Origin of the sequence: Streptomyces sp. NPDC048434 (genome assembly GCF_043200375.1) — a bacterium.
In the GTDB taxonomy this organism is placed as follows: Bacteria; Actinomycetota; Actinomycetes; order Streptomycetales; family Streptomycetaceae; genus Streptomyces.
Genome location: NZ_JBICXQ010000015.1, coordinates 17,283 through 34,611 on the forward strand (window position 1 = coordinate 17,283; position 17,329 = coordinate 34,611).

At 72.6% G+C, this 17,329-nt stretch carries 15 protein-coding genes; 4 read left to right on the forward strand and 11 right to left on the reverse strand.

The features are described from left to right. Window positions 1-29 precede the first annotated feature (29 nt). Both ACGFWI_RS18970 and ACGFWI_RS18975 read left to right on the forward strand, forming a co-directional pair. Window positions 30-1,043, forward strand: coding sequence for an AAA family ATPase (locus tag ACGFWI_RS18970; RefSeq protein ID WP_393907116.1), 1,014 nt, complete (start codon window positions 30-32; stop codon window positions 1,041-1,043). After that, window positions 1,040-5,245, forward strand: a complete 4,206-nt coding sequence (locus tag ACGFWI_RS18975) for an SAV_2336 N-terminal domain-related protein (RefSeq protein WP_393907117.1) — start codon at window positions 1,040-1,042, stop codon at window positions 5,243-5,245. Before ACGFWI_RS18970 ends, ACGFWI_RS18975 begins: the two co-directional genes overlap by 4 nt. Here the strand turns inward: ACGFWI_RS18975 and ACGFWI_RS18980 are convergent. After that, complete coding sequence (locus tag ACGFWI_RS18980) at window positions 5,242-6,102, reverse strand: alpha/beta fold hydrolase (RefSeq protein WP_393907118.1); 861 nt, start codon at window positions 6,100-6,102, stop codon at window positions 5,242-5,244. The genes ACGFWI_RS18975 and ACGFWI_RS18980 overlap by 4 nt on opposite strands. A 236-nt stretch (window positions 6,103-6,338) precedes the next feature. On the opposite strand from ACGFWI_RS18980, the gene ACGFWI_RS18985 reads away from it, so the two are divergent. After that, window positions 6,339-7,508 (forward strand): cysteine desulfurase family protein, encoded by a 1,170-nt coding sequence (locus ACGFWI_RS18985; RefSeq protein ID WP_393907119.1) that lies wholly within the window; start codon window positions 6,339-6,341, stop codon window positions 7,506-7,508. Window positions 7,509-7,579: 71 nt separating this feature from the next. Here the strand turns inward: ACGFWI_RS18985 and ACGFWI_RS18990 are convergent, their stop codons facing one another. The 6 genes from ACGFWI_RS18990 to ACGFWI_RS19015 form a co-directional block, all read right to left on the reverse strand. Further along, on the reverse strand, window positions 7,580-9,439 hold the full coding sequence (locus tag ACGFWI_RS18990; protein ID WP_393907120.1) for an ABC transporter ATP-binding protein: 1,860 nt from the start codon (window positions 9,437-9,439) through the stop codon (window positions 7,580-7,582). Then, window positions 9,436-9,870: a lasso peptide biosynthesis B2 protein gene (locus tag ACGFWI_RS18995; protein ID WP_393907121.1), complete on the reverse strand. Its 435-nt coding sequence runs from the start codon at window positions 9,868-9,870 to the stop codon at window positions 9,436-9,438. The genes ACGFWI_RS18990 and ACGFWI_RS18995 overlap by 4 nt, the downstream gene beginning before the upstream one ends. Then, the gene (locus tag ACGFWI_RS19000; RefSeq protein WP_393907122.1) at window positions 9,867-10,121 is read right to left on the reverse strand and encodes a lasso peptide biosynthesis PqqD family chaperone; all 255 of its coding nucleotides are present in this window, start codon (window positions 10,119-10,121) and stop codon (window positions 9,867-9,869) included. The genes ACGFWI_RS18995 and ACGFWI_RS19000 overlap by 4 nt, the downstream gene beginning before the upstream one ends. A 28-nt stretch (window positions 10,122-10,149) precedes the next feature. Beyond that, window positions 10,150-12,006 (reverse strand): lasso peptide isopeptide bond-forming cyclase, encoded by a 1,857-nt coding sequence (locus ACGFWI_RS19005; RefSeq protein WP_393907123.1) that lies wholly within the window; start codon window positions 12,004-12,006, stop codon window positions 10,150-10,152. 26 nt (window positions 12,007-12,032) lie between these two features. Beyond that, window positions 12,033-12,143, reverse strand: a complete 111-nt coding sequence (locus ACGFWI_RS19010; protein WP_107050258.1) for a keywimysin-related RiPP — start codon at window positions 12,141-12,143, stop codon at window positions 12,033-12,035. A gap of 667 nt (window positions 12,144-12,810) precedes the next feature. Further along, window positions 12,811-13,551 (reverse strand): N-acetylmuramoyl-L-alanine amidase, encoded by a 741-nt coding sequence (locus tag ACGFWI_RS19015; protein WP_393907124.1) that lies wholly within the window; start codon window positions 13,549-13,551, stop codon window positions 12,811-12,813. Between the two features lie 45 nt (window positions 13,552-13,596). Here ACGFWI_RS19015 and mnmA point away from each other — a divergent pair, with 45 nt between their 5' ends. Beyond that, complete coding sequence (gene mnmA, locus ACGFWI_RS19020; RefSeq protein WP_393907125.1) at window positions 13,597-14,772, forward strand: tRNA 2-thiouridine(34) synthase MnmA; 1,176 nt, start codon at window positions 13,597-13,599, stop codon at window positions 14,770-14,772. Between the two features lie 58 nt (window positions 14,773-14,830). Here mnmA and ACGFWI_RS19025 read toward each other — a convergent pair whose 3' ends face one another. From ACGFWI_RS19025 to ACGFWI_RS19040, 4 genes are all read right to left on the reverse strand, one after another. Further along, the gene (locus tag ACGFWI_RS19025) at window positions 14,831-15,304 is read right to left on the reverse strand and encodes a carboxymuconolactone decarboxylase family protein (RefSeq protein WP_393907126.1); all 474 of its coding nucleotides are present in this window, start codon (window positions 15,302-15,304) and stop codon (window positions 14,831-14,833) included. Window positions 15,305-15,493: 189 nt separating this feature from the next. Then, entirely contained in the window at window positions 15,494-15,688 is a 195-nt protein-coding gene (locus ACGFWI_RS19030) for a hypothetical protein (protein WP_393907127.1), read from the reverse strand. Continuing rightward, the gene (locus tag ACGFWI_RS19035; RefSeq protein ID WP_393907128.1) at window positions 15,688-16,260 is read right to left on the reverse strand and encodes a DUF3515 family protein; all 573 of its coding nucleotides are present in this window, start codon (window positions 16,258-16,260) and stop codon (window positions 15,688-15,690) included. The genes ACGFWI_RS19030 and ACGFWI_RS19035 overlap by 1 nt, the downstream gene beginning before the upstream one ends. A gap of 115 nt (window positions 16,261-16,375) precedes the next feature. Beyond that, window positions 16,376-16,981 carry a TlpA family protein disulfide reductase gene (locus ACGFWI_RS19040; protein WP_393907129.1) on the reverse strand — a complete coding sequence of 202 codons (606 nt, stop codon included), beginning with the start codon at window positions 16,979-16,981 and terminating at the stop codon, window positions 16,376-16,378. Window positions 16,982-17,329 lie beyond the last annotated feature (348 nt).

Consider the following 17,329-nt stretch of genomic DNA (forward strand, 5'->3'; position numbering starts at 1 on the left):
GACGCAGCAATGAACGAGGAGAACGTGCGGTGACCGGACAGAGCGCAGCAGGCGCACATGACGACCCGGGGACGGATCCGGAGGCCTGGTGGGTGTTCCGCGGCCCGTCGGACCTGCCTGCCCCGCCGCCCTGGCGCCGCTTTCCGGCCGGCCCGGGGAAGCCGCCCCACGCGCCGTACCTCCTGGAGCGCAACGAGATCTCCGTCGTCAACGCCGCTCTGCATCTGCACCGACCGCTGCTGGTCACCGGGCGCCCCGGGGCCGGCAAGAGCTCACTTGCCCGCGCCGTCGCCGAGGAGCTGGGGCTCGGCGACGTCCTGCGCTGGTCGGTCAACAGCCGTTCCACGCTCCAGGACGCGCTCTACCGCTACGACGCCGTGGGCCGGCTCCGGGAGGCCTCGCTGCGCCGCGAACGCGAGGCGCCGCACGGCATTGCCCGCCGCTCCCGGGCCCGGCACGCCACGGCGGCCGGCGACATCGGCCAGTACCTGCGCCTCGGCCCGCTCGGCAGCGCACTGGCGGCCGACCGCCCCCGGGTCCTGCTGGTCGACGAACTCGACAAGGCCGATATCGACCTGCCCAATGACCTGCTGGTCGTCCTGGAGGAGGGCGAGTTCGAGATCCCTGAGCTCGCCCGTCTCCCCGAGCACCAGCAGGAGGTACAGGTCCTGCTGAGCGGGAGCCGGGAGCGGGTCGCGGTCCACCGCGGGGTGGTCCGCTGCACCCACTTCCCGATCGTCATCATGACCAGCAACGGCGAACGGGACTTCCCGCCCGCGTTCCTGCGCCGCTGCGTACGGCTGGACCTGCCGGAGCCGACGGGCGACCGGCTGCGGAAGATCATCGAACACCATCTGGGCGAGCAGGCGGTCGCCGCGGCGGAGGACCTCATCGAGGTCTTCCATCAGCGCGCGAAAACCCAGACACTGGCCACCGATCAGCTGCTGGCCGCCGTCCATCTGCGCATCAGTGGCGCCGACCTCAGCAAGGAAGAGCTTCTCGCCGCCGTTCTGCACCGCCTCGACGAGCCCATGTCGCCATGATCGACCGACTGCGACAGGCGATGTCCGCCGGCGGTTACGACCTCGGGCCCACGGAACTCCTCGATGTGCTGTGGCTGACACGGGTGATGGAGGGACGTGCGGCGGCTGCGGCGACGGGGGAGTCGGGGGAGCGTGTGGACGGGGTGGAGAACGAGACCGGTGACGGGGCCGGGGCCGAAGCGGGTGACGGTGAGGGGCGCCCGGAGGCCGGGAGCGAAGAGCGTACGGAGGGCGGATGCGCCGACGACGCCGGCCCGCCCGAGCCCGCAGATTCCGGCGGGGCCACCGGTCCCGCCGGCCCCACGCGTTCCGCTCGCCCCGCCGAGCGTTCCGAACAGCCCGATCCCGCCGGGGACTCCGCGCCCCTGACACCCCCGGGACCGCCCCTTCGCGCGCTCTACGCCATGGGGAGCCAGGGCGGCGAGCCGGGCGCGGACCGCGCCCGCCCCGCGCGGGTGCCCGGTGGGCGTGCGCTGCCCGATGCCCAGCAACTGGGCCGGGCGCTGCGCCCGCTGCGCAGGTCCAGGGACCACCCGCACCGCACCGTGACCGACATCGAGGCCACCGTCCGGCTCGCCGCCGAGACCGGCTTCCTCGACGTCGTCTCCCGCCCGGAGCAGGAACGGCGCTGGTCGGCCGTGCTGTTGGTGGACTGCTCGCCGTCCATGCAGGTGTGGGGGCCGCTCGCGGCCGAGCTGCACGCACTCCTCGCCCGGAGTACGGTCTTCCGCTCCGTCCGGATCCATCCGGTCGACCCGCGCAGACCGAGCGGCCCGTTGGGCGGACGGCGGTCAGCGGGCGCGGCGGTGACCTTCCTGCTCACCGACGGTACGAGCCCGGGATGGCGTGACCCGCAGGCCGTACGCGCCCTGGCCGCATGGGGCCGTGGTGGCCCGCTGGCCGTGTTGAACCCGCTGCCCCGGCGGCTGTGGCGCGGCACCGCCCTGGACGCCCGGCCCCGGCTGCTCGCCGCGCCGGGCGAGTTCGACGCCCTCGGACGCCTCATCGTCTGTGACGCGCTGAGCGGCGAGCGCGATCCGGAGGCCGAGGGCCTCCTCGCGCTGCCCGTCCTGCATCCGACCGCCTCTGCGCTGGAGCAGTGGACCGGGCTGCTCACCCGCCCCGGTGTGCCGCATCTGATCGACACGGTGCTGCTGGACGAGGCGCCGGTGCGGGAGGGGCCGGCCGAACCCCATGGCACCGCCGAGGAGTTGCTGGTCCACTTCAGGGGGGCGTTCTCCCCCGAGGCCTATCGTCTCGCCGTCCGTCTCTCCGCGATCCGCCCCCTGACCACACCCCTGATGCAACTGGTGCGGGCCGCCACCATGCGTGACGCGGGCCCCACCCATGTCGCGGAGATCCTGCTCGGCGGCCTCCTGGAGCGCACCGACCAGGAGCGGGATGCCTGCGCCGCCCGCACACTGGACCGTGCCCTGGGCGCGCCGCCGCCGGGCCAATTCGACCAGCCCGTATACGACTTCCGCCCCGGCGTACGCGAGCTGCTGTTCAGCGGGCTCGGCGCCGAACAGGCCGTGGAGGTCGTCGAGGCGGTCGGCCGGTCCCTGGAGCCGTACATGGGACGGCTGCCGGACTTCCCGGTCCTCATGGGGGACGAGGAGGGGGAGCTGAGCCTGCATGCGTCGGCACGGGCGTTCGCTGTACTGGCCAGTCCGGTGCTGGAGCGGATGGGGGGCGTGGTGCCGGAGCGGACGGACCACGTGGTGCCACAACAGCGCCGCCTCGCGCCCGCGCCGCAGCCATCGCGCCCCGGGGCGGACGAGGCGCACCTGCCTCGGCCGCAGGAGCCCGCGCGCGAGCCGGCCGGGCCGCGGGCCGATGCGGTGGCGCTGCCCCCCGCTCCGGAACCCTTCGTCGGACGTACCGAGCAGATCTCCCGGCTGGCCGCCGGGCTGACGGGCGGTACGGGCGAGGCCCCGCCCTGCTGGGCCGTTCACGGGCCCTCCGGCGTCGGCAAGACGGCCCTCGCGCTGCGGGTCGCGGAGCAGGTGGCGGATCACTTCCCGGACGGGCAGTTGTTCGTGGACCTGCGCGGCAGCGCCGACGAGCGGCCGACAGCGACCGCCGTCCTCGAAGCCCTGCTGTTCGCGCTGGGCGTGCCAGCCGGGCGTATCCCCCTGCGGCGCGACGGCCGGGCCGCCCTCTACCGCTCACTGCTGGCCCAACGCCGCGTCCTCATCGTGCTGGACGACGCCCCCGATCTCCCCGACGCGTCGGACGAGGCCTCCGACGACGACGCGTCCGACGCGACGGCGGTGGCCCCGCTGCTGCCCGGCCGCGGGGGCGCACCGGGCACCCGGGGCGGCGCCGTACTGCTCACCGGCCGGGGTGTCCCACCGCTTCCTCCGCTCGCCGAAGCCGTCCCGCTGGCCCGGCTGACCGCGGCCGAGGCGACGGAGCTCTTCACCGAGCCCGGGGCCGCGACGCTCCCGTGGCTGGACGCGCAACTCTCCCCAACGGCACAGCGGGCCCTGCGCCTTCTCGCCGTGGCGGACGCCCCCGACACCTCGTCCGCCGCGCTCTCCTTCGGCGCAGCGGCCGCCGTGCTCGGCGCCACGGCACAGCAGACCCGCTCCTCTCTGGACGAGCTGCGGACAGCCGGCGCGCTCCAAAAGATCCGCGCCGACCGCTACCGCTACACGGGCGGACTGCGGCGCCTCGCCCGCCGGGCCGCCGGTCACGAGCTGCCCGAGGCCGAGCAGGACGAGGCACTGTCCCGGCTGCTGACCTGGTACCTGGCCGTGGGCCGGCAGCTGCACGCTCTCCGGTATCCGGGTGAGCGGCTGCTCCGTGACCTCGGCCGGGCCTCCGCGTCCGTCCCCCTGCCCACGCCGAAGGACGGCACCCAGGCCCTGTCGGCCTGGGCGGACGAGACCCCGCAGCTGCTCGCGCTCGTCCGCCAGGCCGCTGTCCGCACCCCGCGGATCGTGCCCGAGGCCGCTGATCTCCTGCTGCTCGCCCAGGTGACGGCGGATTCCGGGACGGTCTCCGCCGCGTATGAGCCGGCCGCCCGGACCGTGGCGGAGCGGGCGGCGGGGGAGGGCGACGCACAGGCCGAGGGCCGGGCCAGGGTCGCCCTCGCCGAGGCGTATCTCGCCCTGGGCAAAAGCGCCGAGGCCGAGCCGGAGGCGCGGCGGGCGGAGCAGCTGGCTGACCGCTCCCGCGATCCCCTGACGAGCTGTCGCGCGGCGTATGCGCACGGGATCATCGCCCTCCAGCAAGGCCGGCACGACACGGCGGAGCAGCATCTCACCGCGGCCTGGGAACGGTGCCGTCACCGCGACGACCAGCTGGGCGAGGCGGCGGCGCTCGCCGCGCTGGCCCGGCTCTGGGCGGCGGCCGGCAACAGCAGTGATGCCGTCCTGTTCGCCGAGCGGAGTGTGGGCATCCACCGCCGGGTCGGCGGCGGCTCCCCACGGCTCGCGCACGGCCGGTATGCGCTGTCCGAAGCGCTGTCGGCGGCCGGCCGGCACGCCGATGCGCTCCGTGAACTCTTCCAGGCACTGCCCCTGTTCGAGGAGGACGGCCAGCGCCTCTGGGCGGGGCGTACCCGCTGCCGGATGGCCGAGGCGATGGTCGCCCTGATCCGCCCCGGCGACGCGGTGAGCGCCGCCGAGGACGCGGCGAAGCGGCTGCTGGTGCCGGGCGGGGAGCGATGGCGCGCCGCCGCGCTGACCGCACTGGGGCACGCCGAGACCGCCCTGGGCCACAAACAGGGCGCCCAGGCGCACTGGCGGGAGGCACTCGCCGTCCACGAGGCGTTCGGCGCCCCGGAGGCCCGTGACATCCGCGCGCTCCTACGGGGCGAGGAGGGGGAGGCGCCGACCGGCCAGGGCCGGTCCGGCGTCTCGCGCACCGCGGAGACCGCACGCACCGGCACCGTCCTGCGCGACCTGACGGCGGCCGTCCGCACCCTGAGCGATCAGCTACGGCTTCGGAGAACGGGTGAGGAGACCGGCGGAACGGCAGCAGAGTTGGCCGCCCACCTCAACACCCTCGACGTCATCGAGGCCGAACTCGCCGGTCTGCTGGCCGACTTCACACGTACGGGCCGGTCCCCGCGCGCCGATCTGACCCGCTACCGCGCTTCCCTGGAGACGCTCACCTCGTCCGCGGCTCTGTCGGAGCCGACGCCCGGGGCGGCCACCGCGGTCCGCAACCTCAGCCGCCGCCTCGCGCCCTAGGCCCGCCGTCCCGTCCGCAGGAATTCCGCCAACGCCGCCGTGAGTTCCCCCGGTGCGTCCTCCTGCACCAGATGTCCCGCGCCCTCGATCACCTGGAGGCGGGAACCCGGAATGCGGGAGGCCAGCTCGTGCCCCTTCGCGACGGGAATCCACGTGTCCTGCGCGCCCCAGCAGATGAGTGTCGGCAGCTCGATGTCGCCGTAACGCCCCTGGATGTCGTCCGTGAACCGCTGGTCGTTCTGCGCGATCTGCCGGTAGAACGCCGGCTGCCCCTCGGCCGTGCACCAGGGCTCGACCAGCCGGTCGAGGACGGCGGGGTGCAGGCCCGGATGGCTCGCGGAGGACACATACTCCCGCACCAGCGCCCGGTGAAGCTCGGGGGGCAGTTGCCCGAACACCTCGGGGTGCGCGCCCAGCAGCCGGTACGTGGGTGAGCCCCAGGGCGCCAGCGCCACCGGGTCGACGAGCGCCAGCCGCTCGTAGCGCGCACCGTGGAGCAGATGCGCCCGCAACGCGACACAGCCGCCGAAGTCGTGCGCCACCACCGCCGGCCGGGCGCCCTCCCCGTCCAACTCCCAGTGCGCCAGCAGTTCCGCGAACACCCGGGCCTGCGCGCCGAGGGAGACGTCCTGGCCTTCCCCCATCTCCGAGGCGCCGTACCCCGGCATGTCCCAGACGAACACCCGGTGCCGCCCGGCGAGGGCCCGCGCCACACCCCGCCAGACATACGACGAGAACGGCGTCCCGTGCAGCAGGACCACCGCGGGCGCATCCCCCTGCCCCTCGCCGAGCCGGGCCCAGCGCACCTCGTCGCCCGACGTACTGAGGAAAGTACGGTCCAGAAGCCACTGTGTCATGACCGTCAGGCTAGTGACTCCTTACCAGGGTGTCGAGGGCGCGGGGAAAGTCGAGGGCGCGAGGGAAAGGGGAGGCACCGGGGTGCGGGTCTCGGTGACGGGCTCGCGGGGTCCCCGCCGAGCCGCCCACAGGTGTCCGGAGTGAGCGGCCGACGGCTCCCCCGGGCACGGCGCACCCGCGCGCTGCGCATGCGCCCCCGGAGCCCGCAGCGCCAGCTCGTAGAATCGTGCGCACCATGGTTTACCTCGACCACGCCGCCACCACCCCGATGCTTCCCGAGGCGGTGCAGGCGATGACCGCCCAGCTGACCGTCACCGGCAATGCGTCCTCGCTGCACGCCGACGGCCGGCGGGCCCGGCGTACCGTCGAGGAGGCGCGCGAGTCCCTCGCCGTCTCTCTCGGGGCACGCCCAAGCGAGATCGTCTTCACCGCGGGCGGCACCGAGGCCGACAACCTCGCGGTCAAGGGCCTGTACTGGTCGCGCCGGGCCGCCGACCCGGCCCGTATCCGCGTCCTCGCCAGCCCCGTCGAGCATCACGCGGTCCTCGACGCCGTGGAGTGGCTCGCCGAGCACGAAGGCGCCCGCGTCGAGTGGCTGCCGGTCGACACCCACGGCCGGGTGCACGCCGACGGGCTGCGCGAGGCCATCGCCCGCAACCCCGCCGATGTCGCACTCGCCACGGTCATGTGGGCCAACAACGAGATCGGCACCATCCAGCCGGTCCGTGAACTGGCCGAGGTGGCCCGGGAGTTCGACATCCCGCTGCATGCGGACGCGGTGCAGGCGTTCGGCCAGCTGGAGGTCGACTTCGCCGCCTCCGGGCTCGCCGCGATGACGGTCTCCGGCCACAAGATCGGCGGCCCGTACGGCATCGGCGCGCTGCTGCTCGGCCGTGAGTACGCCCCGGTGCCGGTGCTGCACGGCGGCGGCCAGGAGCGGCACGTACGCTCCGGCACCCTCGACACCCCCGCCATCGCCGCCTTCGCCGCCGCCGGCCGGCATGCCGTCGCCCACCGCGAGGACTTCGCCCGCGACATCGGCGCGCTGCGCGACGATCTGATCAAGGCCGTACACGCCGCCGCCCCCGACGCCGTCCTCGGCGGCGACCCGGACCCCGCGGGCCGTCTCCCCGCCAACGCCCACTTCTCCTTCCCCGGCTGCGAGGGCGACTCCCTGCTGCTCCTCCTGGACGCCCAGGGCATCGCCTGCTCCACGGGCTCCGCCTGCACCGCCGGCGTCGCCCAGCCCAGCCACGTCCTGCTGGCCACCGGCATGTCCCCGGAGCTCGCCCGCGGCACCCTGCGGTTCTCCCTGGGGCACACCTCCACCGCGGGGGACGTGGCGGCACTGGCCGAGGCCATCGGCCCGGTCGTGGAACGGGCGCGGAGCGCGGGGCTCAGCTAGGTGTGCTGTCCGGAGAGGTTGGTGACGCGGCCGGCCGGGCTGCCTGATCCGCTCTCGGCGTCGTGTCCGGTTCACAGCGGGTGGCGCGGGTGGGGGCGGACGGTTGCGTCGGCGGAGGACCGGGCGTTGGCCGGGCGGAGCATCTGTCCGGCGGCCAGCCGGCGGTAGATGGGGCTGCTGGTGAGCAGTTCCTCGTGACGTCCGCGGGCGGCGGTGCGGCCGCTGTCCAGTACGACGATCTGGTCGGCGTGCTGGACCGTGGAGAGCCGGTGTGCGATGACCAGCAGGGCGCATTCCCGGGCGACGTCCTTCATCACCGTGGTGAGCGCGGTCTCATTGATGGTGTCGAGGTGGGAGGTGGGCTCGTCGAGCAGGAGGATCGAGGGGCGGGCGAGCAGGGCGCGGGCCAGGGCGACGCGCTGGCGCTCTCCCGCCGACAGGGTGCCGCCGCGCTCGCCGAGCATTCCCGACAAGCCGCCCGGCAGGCGCCGCACGACCCCTTCCAGCTGGGCGAGCTCGACGACGCGTCGTACCTCGGCCTCGGTGGCGTCGGGTGTGGCGTAGGTGATGTTGTCCCACAGGGTGCCGTGGACGACGTGGGTGTTCTGGTCGACGACGGCGATGCGCCCGCGGCATGCGGTGCGGCTCAGTGCGGTGGTGGGCAGGCCATCGAACAGCAGGGTCCCGGAGTCCGGCTCGTAGAATCTGGCCACCAGGGCGAAGATCGTGCTCTTTCCGGCACCCGACAGGCCGACCAAGGCCGTCTGCTGCCGGTAGGGGACAGTGAAGGAGACGCTGCGCAGCACCGGCCGGTCCGGGTCGTAGCCGAAGCTGAGGCCCCGCAGGGCGAGAGCGGGCTCCTGGTACGAGACGGTCTGCCGGGCCGCCTCGCGCGTGCATGCGCGGACAGCCGGCGTCTCCTGGGAGGGCTCCGCCGGCAGGGACAGCGCCTGCTCGATTCGCTGGTACGCCCCCATGCCACGCTGGATCAGGCCGACCGCCCGGAAGACCGAGGACAGCGGAAGGACCAGGCAGGAGGCGTACAGCAGGAAGGCGACCAGGTCGCCGAGGGAGTTGGCGTGGCCGTTGACCCGCAGGCCGCCGATGACCAGGACGATCAGGAAGGAGCCCTGTACTGCGAGTTCGACCGCGGGGCTCATCATGGAGGCGAGTTTCGCGGTCCGTACGCCGGCGCGGTACGCCGATTCGACACGTTCTCCGATGCGGCCCGCTTCACGGTCCTCGGCTCGGTGAACCCGGACCATCGGCAGGGCGCCGAGCGCCCGTTCGAGGTCGGCGGCGATCGCGCCGACGGAGGTCTGCATACGTTCGGAGGCAGCCCGGATGCCCTTGAGAAGCGAGGCGACGATCACGGCGGCGGTAGCTACGGTGGCCGCGACCAGGAGCAGCAGCAGCGGGTCGATCCACAGCATCAGGACGATCGCCCCCGCCGCGACGAGGGCACCCGTCACCAGATCGACCAGTGCCTGGGAGACGACTTCTCTGAGCAGGGTGGTGTCCGCGGTGACCCGGGAGATCAGGTCGCCGCTGCGGTGCCGGTCGTACTCCCGCATCTCCAGCCGGAGCAGCCGCCCGACCAGGCTGTGGCGCAGCCCTCGTACGATGCTTTCGCCCATGCGCTCCAGAACGAAGCGGCCTACTGCGCAGGTCGCCGCTTCGGTGACGAACAGCCCGGCGAGGAGCAGCAACAGAGGCCACAGCATCTGTCCGCGCCCGCTCGCGTCCACGACATGCTTGGCGGCGAGCGGCTGGGCAAGCCCGAGCGCGGAGCCGACGAGGGTGAGCACGGTGGCGACGGTGATGGAGGCCCGGTGGCCGGTGGTGAGCCGGTACATGGTGGCGACCGCGGCCCGGGTGGAGCGGTCGCCCTTGGCCGCCGGCTGTGCCTGATCCACGACGGTGTCGGTCATCGGCCTGATCGGCTCGCGACGGCGACCGTGATGAGCCGGGTGAAGTAGTCGTCGGGTACGCCCTCGTGAACAGGGCGGCCGTCCGCCTCGATCCAGGCGTGCGCCGTGAACGGCGGCACCACGCGCACTCCGGTGCACCAGGTCGGCCAGCTTCCTCCCAGGCGGCACAGCAGCGCGGCTCCCAGAGACCGGGGCAGGCAGCCTTTCGGGCCTGCGCAGCGCAGGCTCACCGCGCACATCGCGTCCCGTGCGTTCTTTGCCTGTGCGGCGATGGCCGGCGTGGCTCCGCGACATGCGAGGTGGAGCACGGCGCGGATCCGGCGGGGCGGCAGGAGCGAGAGCGCGAGGGCGGGGGGCAGGACGAGACGGGCGGCCAGGCGCCGGGCGAATGGCACGCCGGTGGGCCGCTCCAGGGCGCTGGGGGTCGTCATTCGGCCAGCCCCGAGGCCCGCAGCTGCTGTACGAGGGCGTCGACGTCCTGCTTCGCCTGGACGAGGTCGATGTCGAACTCGTCGGCGAGCGCGGTGACCGCGGCGGCTTCGTCACCGCCCGCCATCAGCGTGTTGACCACCAGGGTGCCGGTCGGATTCAACTCCCAATAGTCCCCGGCGCGTTCGTCCAGGAGGACCGTGCCGTAGTCCGTCTCGGCAGTGGAGACATTGGCGCCGAACTTCAATGCCATGGTGTGCCTTTCTGCTGGGGAACGGTGGTCATGAGGAGGCGGGAGCCTTGGGCCCGGTAGTTCGGTGGAGACCGCGCAGCCACACTTCGGCGGCGATGGTCGAGTAGAGGACCGCGTCGCGCAGCTCGGGTGTGGCCGGCCGCTGGGCGAGTCGGCGCAGGGCTGCGCCATCGACCAGGCCGAGCTGTTCCAGCCGGGAGCCCTCCCAGAGCGCCAGCAGATCGGCGCGGTGTTCGCGCAGTCCGTTGGATGCGTCCATGGAAGCGGCGGCCTTGTTGGTGCGCCGCAGGCACGCATCAGGCACGATCCCGCCCATGGCGGCGGTCAGGAGGGGTTTGTACTGCCAGGGCGTGACGCGCTCGCTCGGGCGCACGGCGAGGCATGCCTCGATGACGCGGTCGTCGAGGAACGGCGATGCCATCGGCACGCCGGCCCGGGCCGCCATCCGGTCCCACTGGCGGATGATGCGGGTGCAGGAAAGGATCTGTTCGAGGTCGGTGTGCAGGCCGCGGTCCGGGTGCAGCGGTACGGCAGTCGCGGCGGCCTCGCGCAGCGCACGTTGGGCCATCCGTTCGGCGTCGGGGGTGACCCAGTCGAAGAGGCGAGGGGGCATGCCCCAGCCGAGGCTGGTGCTGACGGTGGCGGGTAGTGGGTCTCGCAGGCGGCCGCTGGAGTCGGCCAGCCACTTCCCGTACGGTCGCGAGTCGGCCAGCGCGCGTGCCGCGCCGCCCAGCGGCCACTGCCACAGGGCCCTGAAGCCGCGCAGCCGGCGCAGCGCGAACAGCGGGCGGGTGCGGAGCAGTTGGTGGTAGTACGCCTCCGAGCACCAGGCCACGTGGTCGCCGCCGATGCCGGTCAGGTGCAACCGGCTGCCCCGCTCCGCCAGGCCGGGCAGGTGGTGCAGGACCCTTGATCGGTCCATGACGCCGATGGTCGGTTCGTCCAGCAGGTCATCGATGCCGAGCAGGCCGGTGTAGACGAGCGGCGAGGCGTCGGCGTCCCAGACCACATGGTCGATGTCCGGCATCGACCGGGCGGCCTGTTCTGCCCAGTACAGATCGGTGTCGGCGGGGTCGCGCCCCGGCCAGGTGCTGGCCACTACCCGGGCCGGTGAGCGGTCCGCCAGGAAACAGATGGAGGTGGAATCCAGGCCGCCTGACAGGTCGCAGCTGACCACGCCACCCTGCCGGGTGCGAGTCTCGACCGCCGTGGCCAGGGCTTCGCGGACGAGAGGGGCGCCTTCGGCGAGCGTGCGTACCGGTTCCGGCGGTGTCCACCAGCGCGAGTGGCGTACGGTCCGGCCGTCCGGCAAGACGATCAGCGCGTCCTGGGGGGAGACGGCGGTGATGCCTCGCCACATGGGCGCCTCGGCGAGTGGATGGGGAACCGGCCACAGCAGCCGGATGGCCAGTTGCTCTACGTCCGGGTCGGTGCCTAGCGCGGCGGCGAGTACGTCGGCGCGGCTGGCAGCCACCTGTGTTCCGTCAACGGGGGCATGGAAGACCAGCCGGAGCCCGGAGGCGGTGCCCTGCACCCTGAGCCGCCCGCCGAGCGCGGCGACGAGATGAAAGCTCCCTGGAAGGGAGCGGGCAAGTGCGTCGAGTTCGGCGAGATCACGTAGCCGCCCGGCTTGGCGCTCGAGCTCTACGGCGTCGATCGGGCAGCAGCCGATGACGGCGAGGGCCGTGTGGCCGGCGCGTACGGTGACGATCTCCTCATCGCGCCACTGCCCCACCAGCCAGGGCCGGCCCGAGGCGTGCCGCAGGATTCGCGTTCCGGGGCGGGCGAAGGAGCGGGTCACGGCGGCCGCGTCCTCCCGGTCGGTGAAGACCGTGAAGTGCGCGTCGCCGGGGCCCGTCCCCGCACTCTCGTGCAGTTCAGTCATGACGTCGGGTCAGGAACCGTCGCTCGTCAGTTCTTGCTCAGGATGAGACGGTCGTTGCCGGAGCTCTGCAAGAGGCCGGTCTTCTTCCGGAACGTCCCGAGCCGGACCAGTGTCGGCGCCTCGTAAGCCTTCTTCATGACTTCTCCTCACGTACAGGTGTCACGACCGCCCCTCCTGGCCGGCTGGGAACCGGAGGCCGGTTTCCAGCCGTCCTGTCCAGGCTCATCGGGAGCCGGAACAAGGAAGCGGGTGTACGCAATAGCTACGTGCATAGGTGGATGCCGTAGCAAGGTCGCTGGAGAAAATGGGATCATATGTAAAGTTCTAAAGTGACCGGAGAGCTGTAAAGCGGCTCAGGAGGTTCGTCAAAAATGGAACATTGGGCGAGCGGGCTGCGTGCAAGGACGGAAAATCGTTTCGACCTGCGTATCTAAAAGCGAACGGTGGGTGTGGCGAAGAGGGCGCGCTGACGGGAGCCGGATGGAGCCGCCGGGGCGCACTCCGATCTTGCCGCCGTGCTTCCATTCCCGCTTCTTCTGCCTGAATGGCTGGATGCTGCCGCCGATCTCCATTGCCTCGCAGACCGCTCCAAGGCCGCATGAGCTGCGTCCGTTCTGCCCCGACCCTGCCGGCACCGAACCGGCCGGTCACGTACGCCTCGGGTACGCCCGCGCGTCCACCGCCCGCAGTCCGGCGACTGGCTACCCTCCGCCTCCGGCGAGGAGCCAAGATCATTCCAAGCTTTTTGACGTCGATAGGGCGTGTCCGGTGGGCCGGCGCGGGACCGCGCGCCCGCCGTGTGCCTCAGGTCTTCCGTACGGGCGGGCTTTCCCCCGCCCGTACGGGCTTGTGCAGCTCGGCCCGTACGAGCCGCAGATAGCGGTCCCAGTTCCAGTGCGGCCCCGGATCGGTGTGATCCGTCCCCGGCACCTCCACATGCCCCACGAGGTGCTCCCGGTCGGCCGGGAAGCCGTACCGCCGGCATATCCCGGCCGTCAGCCGTGCCGACGACGCGTACATGGCATCCGTGAACGACTCCGGCCGGTCCACGTAGCCCTCGTGCTCGATCCCGACGCTCCGCTCGTTGTAGCCGCGGTTTCCCGCATGGAACGCCACGTCCAGCTCGCGGACCGACTGTGCGATATGCCCGTCCTTGCGGACCACGTAATGGGCGGCGGCCTCGTGAAACGGGTTCTGGAAGACATCCAGCGCCGTCGCAAAGCTGCCCTGGACGACATGGATGACCACCCGGTCGATCTCGTAATCCGCCGGCCGGTCCGCCCGCCGGTAGTTCTCCGGGGACGCCGCGCCCCACTGCGCGCCCCGGAAGTCCACCGCGCCCGGCGTACGCGGCTTCTCGTTCCCCGGCAGCAGCCACCACCAGTGCGCCAGCTCACCCCCCGCCGCGAGCGCCGCGGCCCCGGCGGCCACCGCTCCGCCGCCCCCGATCCACAACGCCCGCCGCCGGGTGATGCCGGGCCCGGCCTTCCCGCCTTCGCGCTGCTCCCCGCCGCTTTCCCCGTCCCTTTTCCCCATGCGCTGCATAACGCTTTCGGCCCTGTCGGCGGTTCCGTCTACTCTGGACTGGCTATGACTGATGACGCTCCCCGCCGCCTCCGCGTACTCGCCGCCATGTCCGGCGGCGTCGACTCCGCCGTTGCCGCCGCCCGCGCCGCCGAGGCCGGCCATGACGTGACCGGCGTGCATCTCGCGCTCTCCGAGAACCCGAAGTCGTTCCGCACCGGCGCCCGCGGCTGCTGCACGATCGAGGACTCCCACGACGCCCGCCGCGCCGCCGACGTCATCGGCATCCCCTTCTACGTCTGGGACCTCGCCGAACGCTTCCGTGAGGACGTCGTCGACGACTTCATCGCGGAGTACGAGGCCGGGCGCACCCCGAACCCCTGCCTGCGCTGCAACGAGAAGATCAAGTTCGCCGCGCTCCTGGACAAGGCCCTGGCCCTGGGCTTCGACGCCGTCTGCACCGGCCACTACGCCACGGTCGTCCTGCGCGAGGACGGCACCCGCGAGCTGCACCGCGCCTCCGACATGGCCAAGGACCAGTCGTACGTCCTCGGCGTCCTCGACGACCGCCAGCTGGCGCACGCCATGTTCCCGCTCGGCGACACCCTCACCACCAAGCCGGAGATCCGCGAAGAGGCCGCCCGCCGCGGCCTGTTCGTCGCCAAGAAGCCGGACAGCCACGACATCTGCTTCATCGCCGACGGCGACACCCAGGGCTTCCTCGCCAAGCGCCTCGGCACGGCCCCGGGCGACATCGTCGACGAGTCCGGCGCCGTCCTGGGCTCCCATGAGGGCGCCTACGGCTTCACGATCGGCCAGCGCAAGGGCCTGCGCATCGGCCACCCGGCCTCCGACGGCAAGCCGCGCTACGTCCTCGACATCTCTCCGGTCGACAACACCGTCACGGTCGGCCCCGTCGACTCCCTCGACGTCACGGCCCTGACCGCCATCCGCCCCCGCTGGTGCGGCCGCCCCCCGACGGCCGGCGCCGCCACGTACACCGCCCAGCTCCGCGCCCACGGCGGCGAGACCGAGGTCACGGCGGAGCTGGTGGACGGCACCGAACTGCGGGTCTCGTTCACGGAACCGGTCCGCGGCGTCGCCCCCGGCCAGGCGATCGTCCTCTACGACGGCAGCCGGGTGGTCGGCTCGGCGACCATTGCCACCACGGAGCGGCGGGTGCGGGCGGGTGCCCAGGGCCTGTCCGCTGAGTCCCGGCCGACCAGCGGTCCCACGGGCTGAGGCGAGGCGGCCGAGGCGGCAGGCCGCCCGCCTTGCGGCCCCGGCCGACCACTCCTCGTCAGTCGAACTGGCCGACCTGGTAGTCGCCGGCCGGCTGCTGGAGGATGACGTTCCCGCGGTTGAAGGCGTTGATCAGGGCGATGGCGCACACCAGGGCGGCGAGCTGATCCTCGTCGTAGTGCTTGGCGGCATTCGCCCAGGCCTCGTCCGTGACGCCACCGGCCGCGTCGGCGATGCGGGTGCCCTGCTCCGCCAGCTCCAGAGCGGCGCGCTCGGCATCGGTGAACACCGTGGCCTCCCGCCAGGCCGCGACCAGGTTGAGGCGCACCGAGGTCTCCCCGGCGGCGGCGGCGTCCTTGGTGTGCATGTCGATGCAGCCGGCACAGCCGTTGATCTGGCTGGCGCGGAGCTTCACCAGTTCCTGCGTCGCGAACGGCAGCGTCGAGTCCGCGAGCGCCTTGCCCGCCGAGATGAGGTGCTTCATGGCCTTGGCGGCGACCGGGCTGGCCATGAGGTTCAACCGAGCATTCATGGTGCACTCCTGTGTCGTTGTTGCTGGTTAACCCCTTGGACGGGACAGCTCGGCGAGATGTGACATCGACGAATGTGACGCCGGAGTCAGAGAGCGCGTGGGCGGCCGGCGTCGCAGAGCGCGCCGGACGACCGGGGCCACGGAGCGCGCCGGACGACCAGGGGCGCGGAGTGCGCTGGACGGCCGGAGTCACAGAGCGCGGTGGATGCCCCCGTTCTCGGCAAGCGTCAGATGGCGGCCCTCGCCGAACATCTCCGCCAGGGTCATCGCCGGATACTCGATCGGCTCGTCCCGGCCCTCCAGACACGCCCGCGCACGCCATCGCCGTCGACCGTGCTCGACGACCACATCCGCGCACGCCGTCGACGGCGCCTCGATCTCCATCAGCCGCGCGGCCCCTGACGCGGTACTGACCTGGTGGGACCGGGAGTTGAACCGGGGGGTGACGGCGCCGGAACGTCGCTTGTGCTGATGCACCTGTGGCTCTGGCGGATGGGCTTGACGAGGCGGCTCAGGTCGACCAGGACCGCGTCAGGGGCCGCGCGGCGGGTGTCGATGCGTACTTCGACGGCCGGGGCGCGGCCGTAGGTGATCAGGAGTTTGCGGCCGTCGTCGTCCTGGGGGGCGCGCCAGACCCAGTCCACGCCGTCGACCTGTGCGCAGGGGTCGTTGGTGGGCAGCGGCGTGGCCAGGCCGCAGCGGACGATGACCGCGCCGTCTCCCCATACGGCGGCGCCCTTCACGTCGGCGGGAGTGCGGTCGGCGCCGGCGACCTCGTCGGGGTAGGCGGCGGTGAGGCGGGTGCACGCGGCGGATCCGGCGCGAGGTGCGGCTTCGAGGCCGAAGGCGGGTGAGGTGACGCTCTCGTAGGCAATCAGGGAGGCGGCGGCGACGGTGACGGCGGCAGCGCTGAGGAGGACGGGGGTGCGTCGGAGGCGTCGGGTGGACGGGGGCATGGTGAGTGGCCTTGGTTCCTTGGGGGCGGGTGTGATGTCCAAGTGGACGCTGTCCGATGGTGCGTTGCCCTCCGGGACGTGGTGAAGGAGGAGCTGTGCAGCCCCCGAGAGGGCATCAGGAGGGGCGGGTGGAGGCGGCCGTACCGTCCTGAGCGGCCTTCACCAATGCGTCGATCTTGGTTTCGTCGAGCTGGCCGGAGGAGGAGGCGGCGACCTTCCCGTGCGGGTCGATGGCGAAGGTGAGCGGGAGGCCCTGGGTGTTCAGGACGCCGTTGGGGAGCTTGAGGGCCTGCTTGCCGTCGGAGTCCAGGAGGCTGGGGTAGTTCATGTGGAACTCACCGGCGAAAGCGCGGCCGTTGGCGGCCGAGTTGTCCTGGTCCAGGCCGACGATGACGACCCCGCGCGCCCGCAGCTTCTTGTGGGTCTTGACCAGGAGGGGGGTTTCCGCGCGGCAGGGTCCGCACCACGATGCCCAGCCGTTGACCAGGATCGTCCTGCCCTTGTAGGCGGACAGGCTGAGGGGTTTGCCGTCCAGGTCGCTGCCGGTGAAGTCGGGGGCCTGCGGCCGGTGGCGGGCCTCGATGGTCAGTACGCCGTCCTTGCCCTGGTGGTAGCCCTCTCGCGGGTCGGTGCCGTCGTTGGCGGCGATCAGGCCGGCGCCGACGGCAACGACCGTGAGCGCGGCCAGAGACAGGACGATGATCCGGGGCGGGGTTTTCACGGGAAGTCCTCGGTGCAGTCTGCCGGTTGGGTCACTCGAGGATCTCAACCGCCCGGGAAGGGGGTGCGCGCGGGCCTCGACGGGAGGGGCGGCCGGGGCCCGCGTGCGGTCAGGGGGCTTCCGGCCGGTGTCTGTCGGGCTGCTCGATGCCGCCGTACGCGCTCGCGCGGCGCCCGGCCGAAGCGCTGGGTGATGCGCTGCGGGCCGCCCGCAACTGACAAATGTCATGGGGAACCGAGGACAGGCGAAACTGTTGCGCCGCGCGGCCGTGCCCGAAGCTGAAGGCGTCGAGGACAGCCGTCCTGCAGAGAGCAACTTGGGGGGACCGCCGTGAACCGGAGCGAGAGC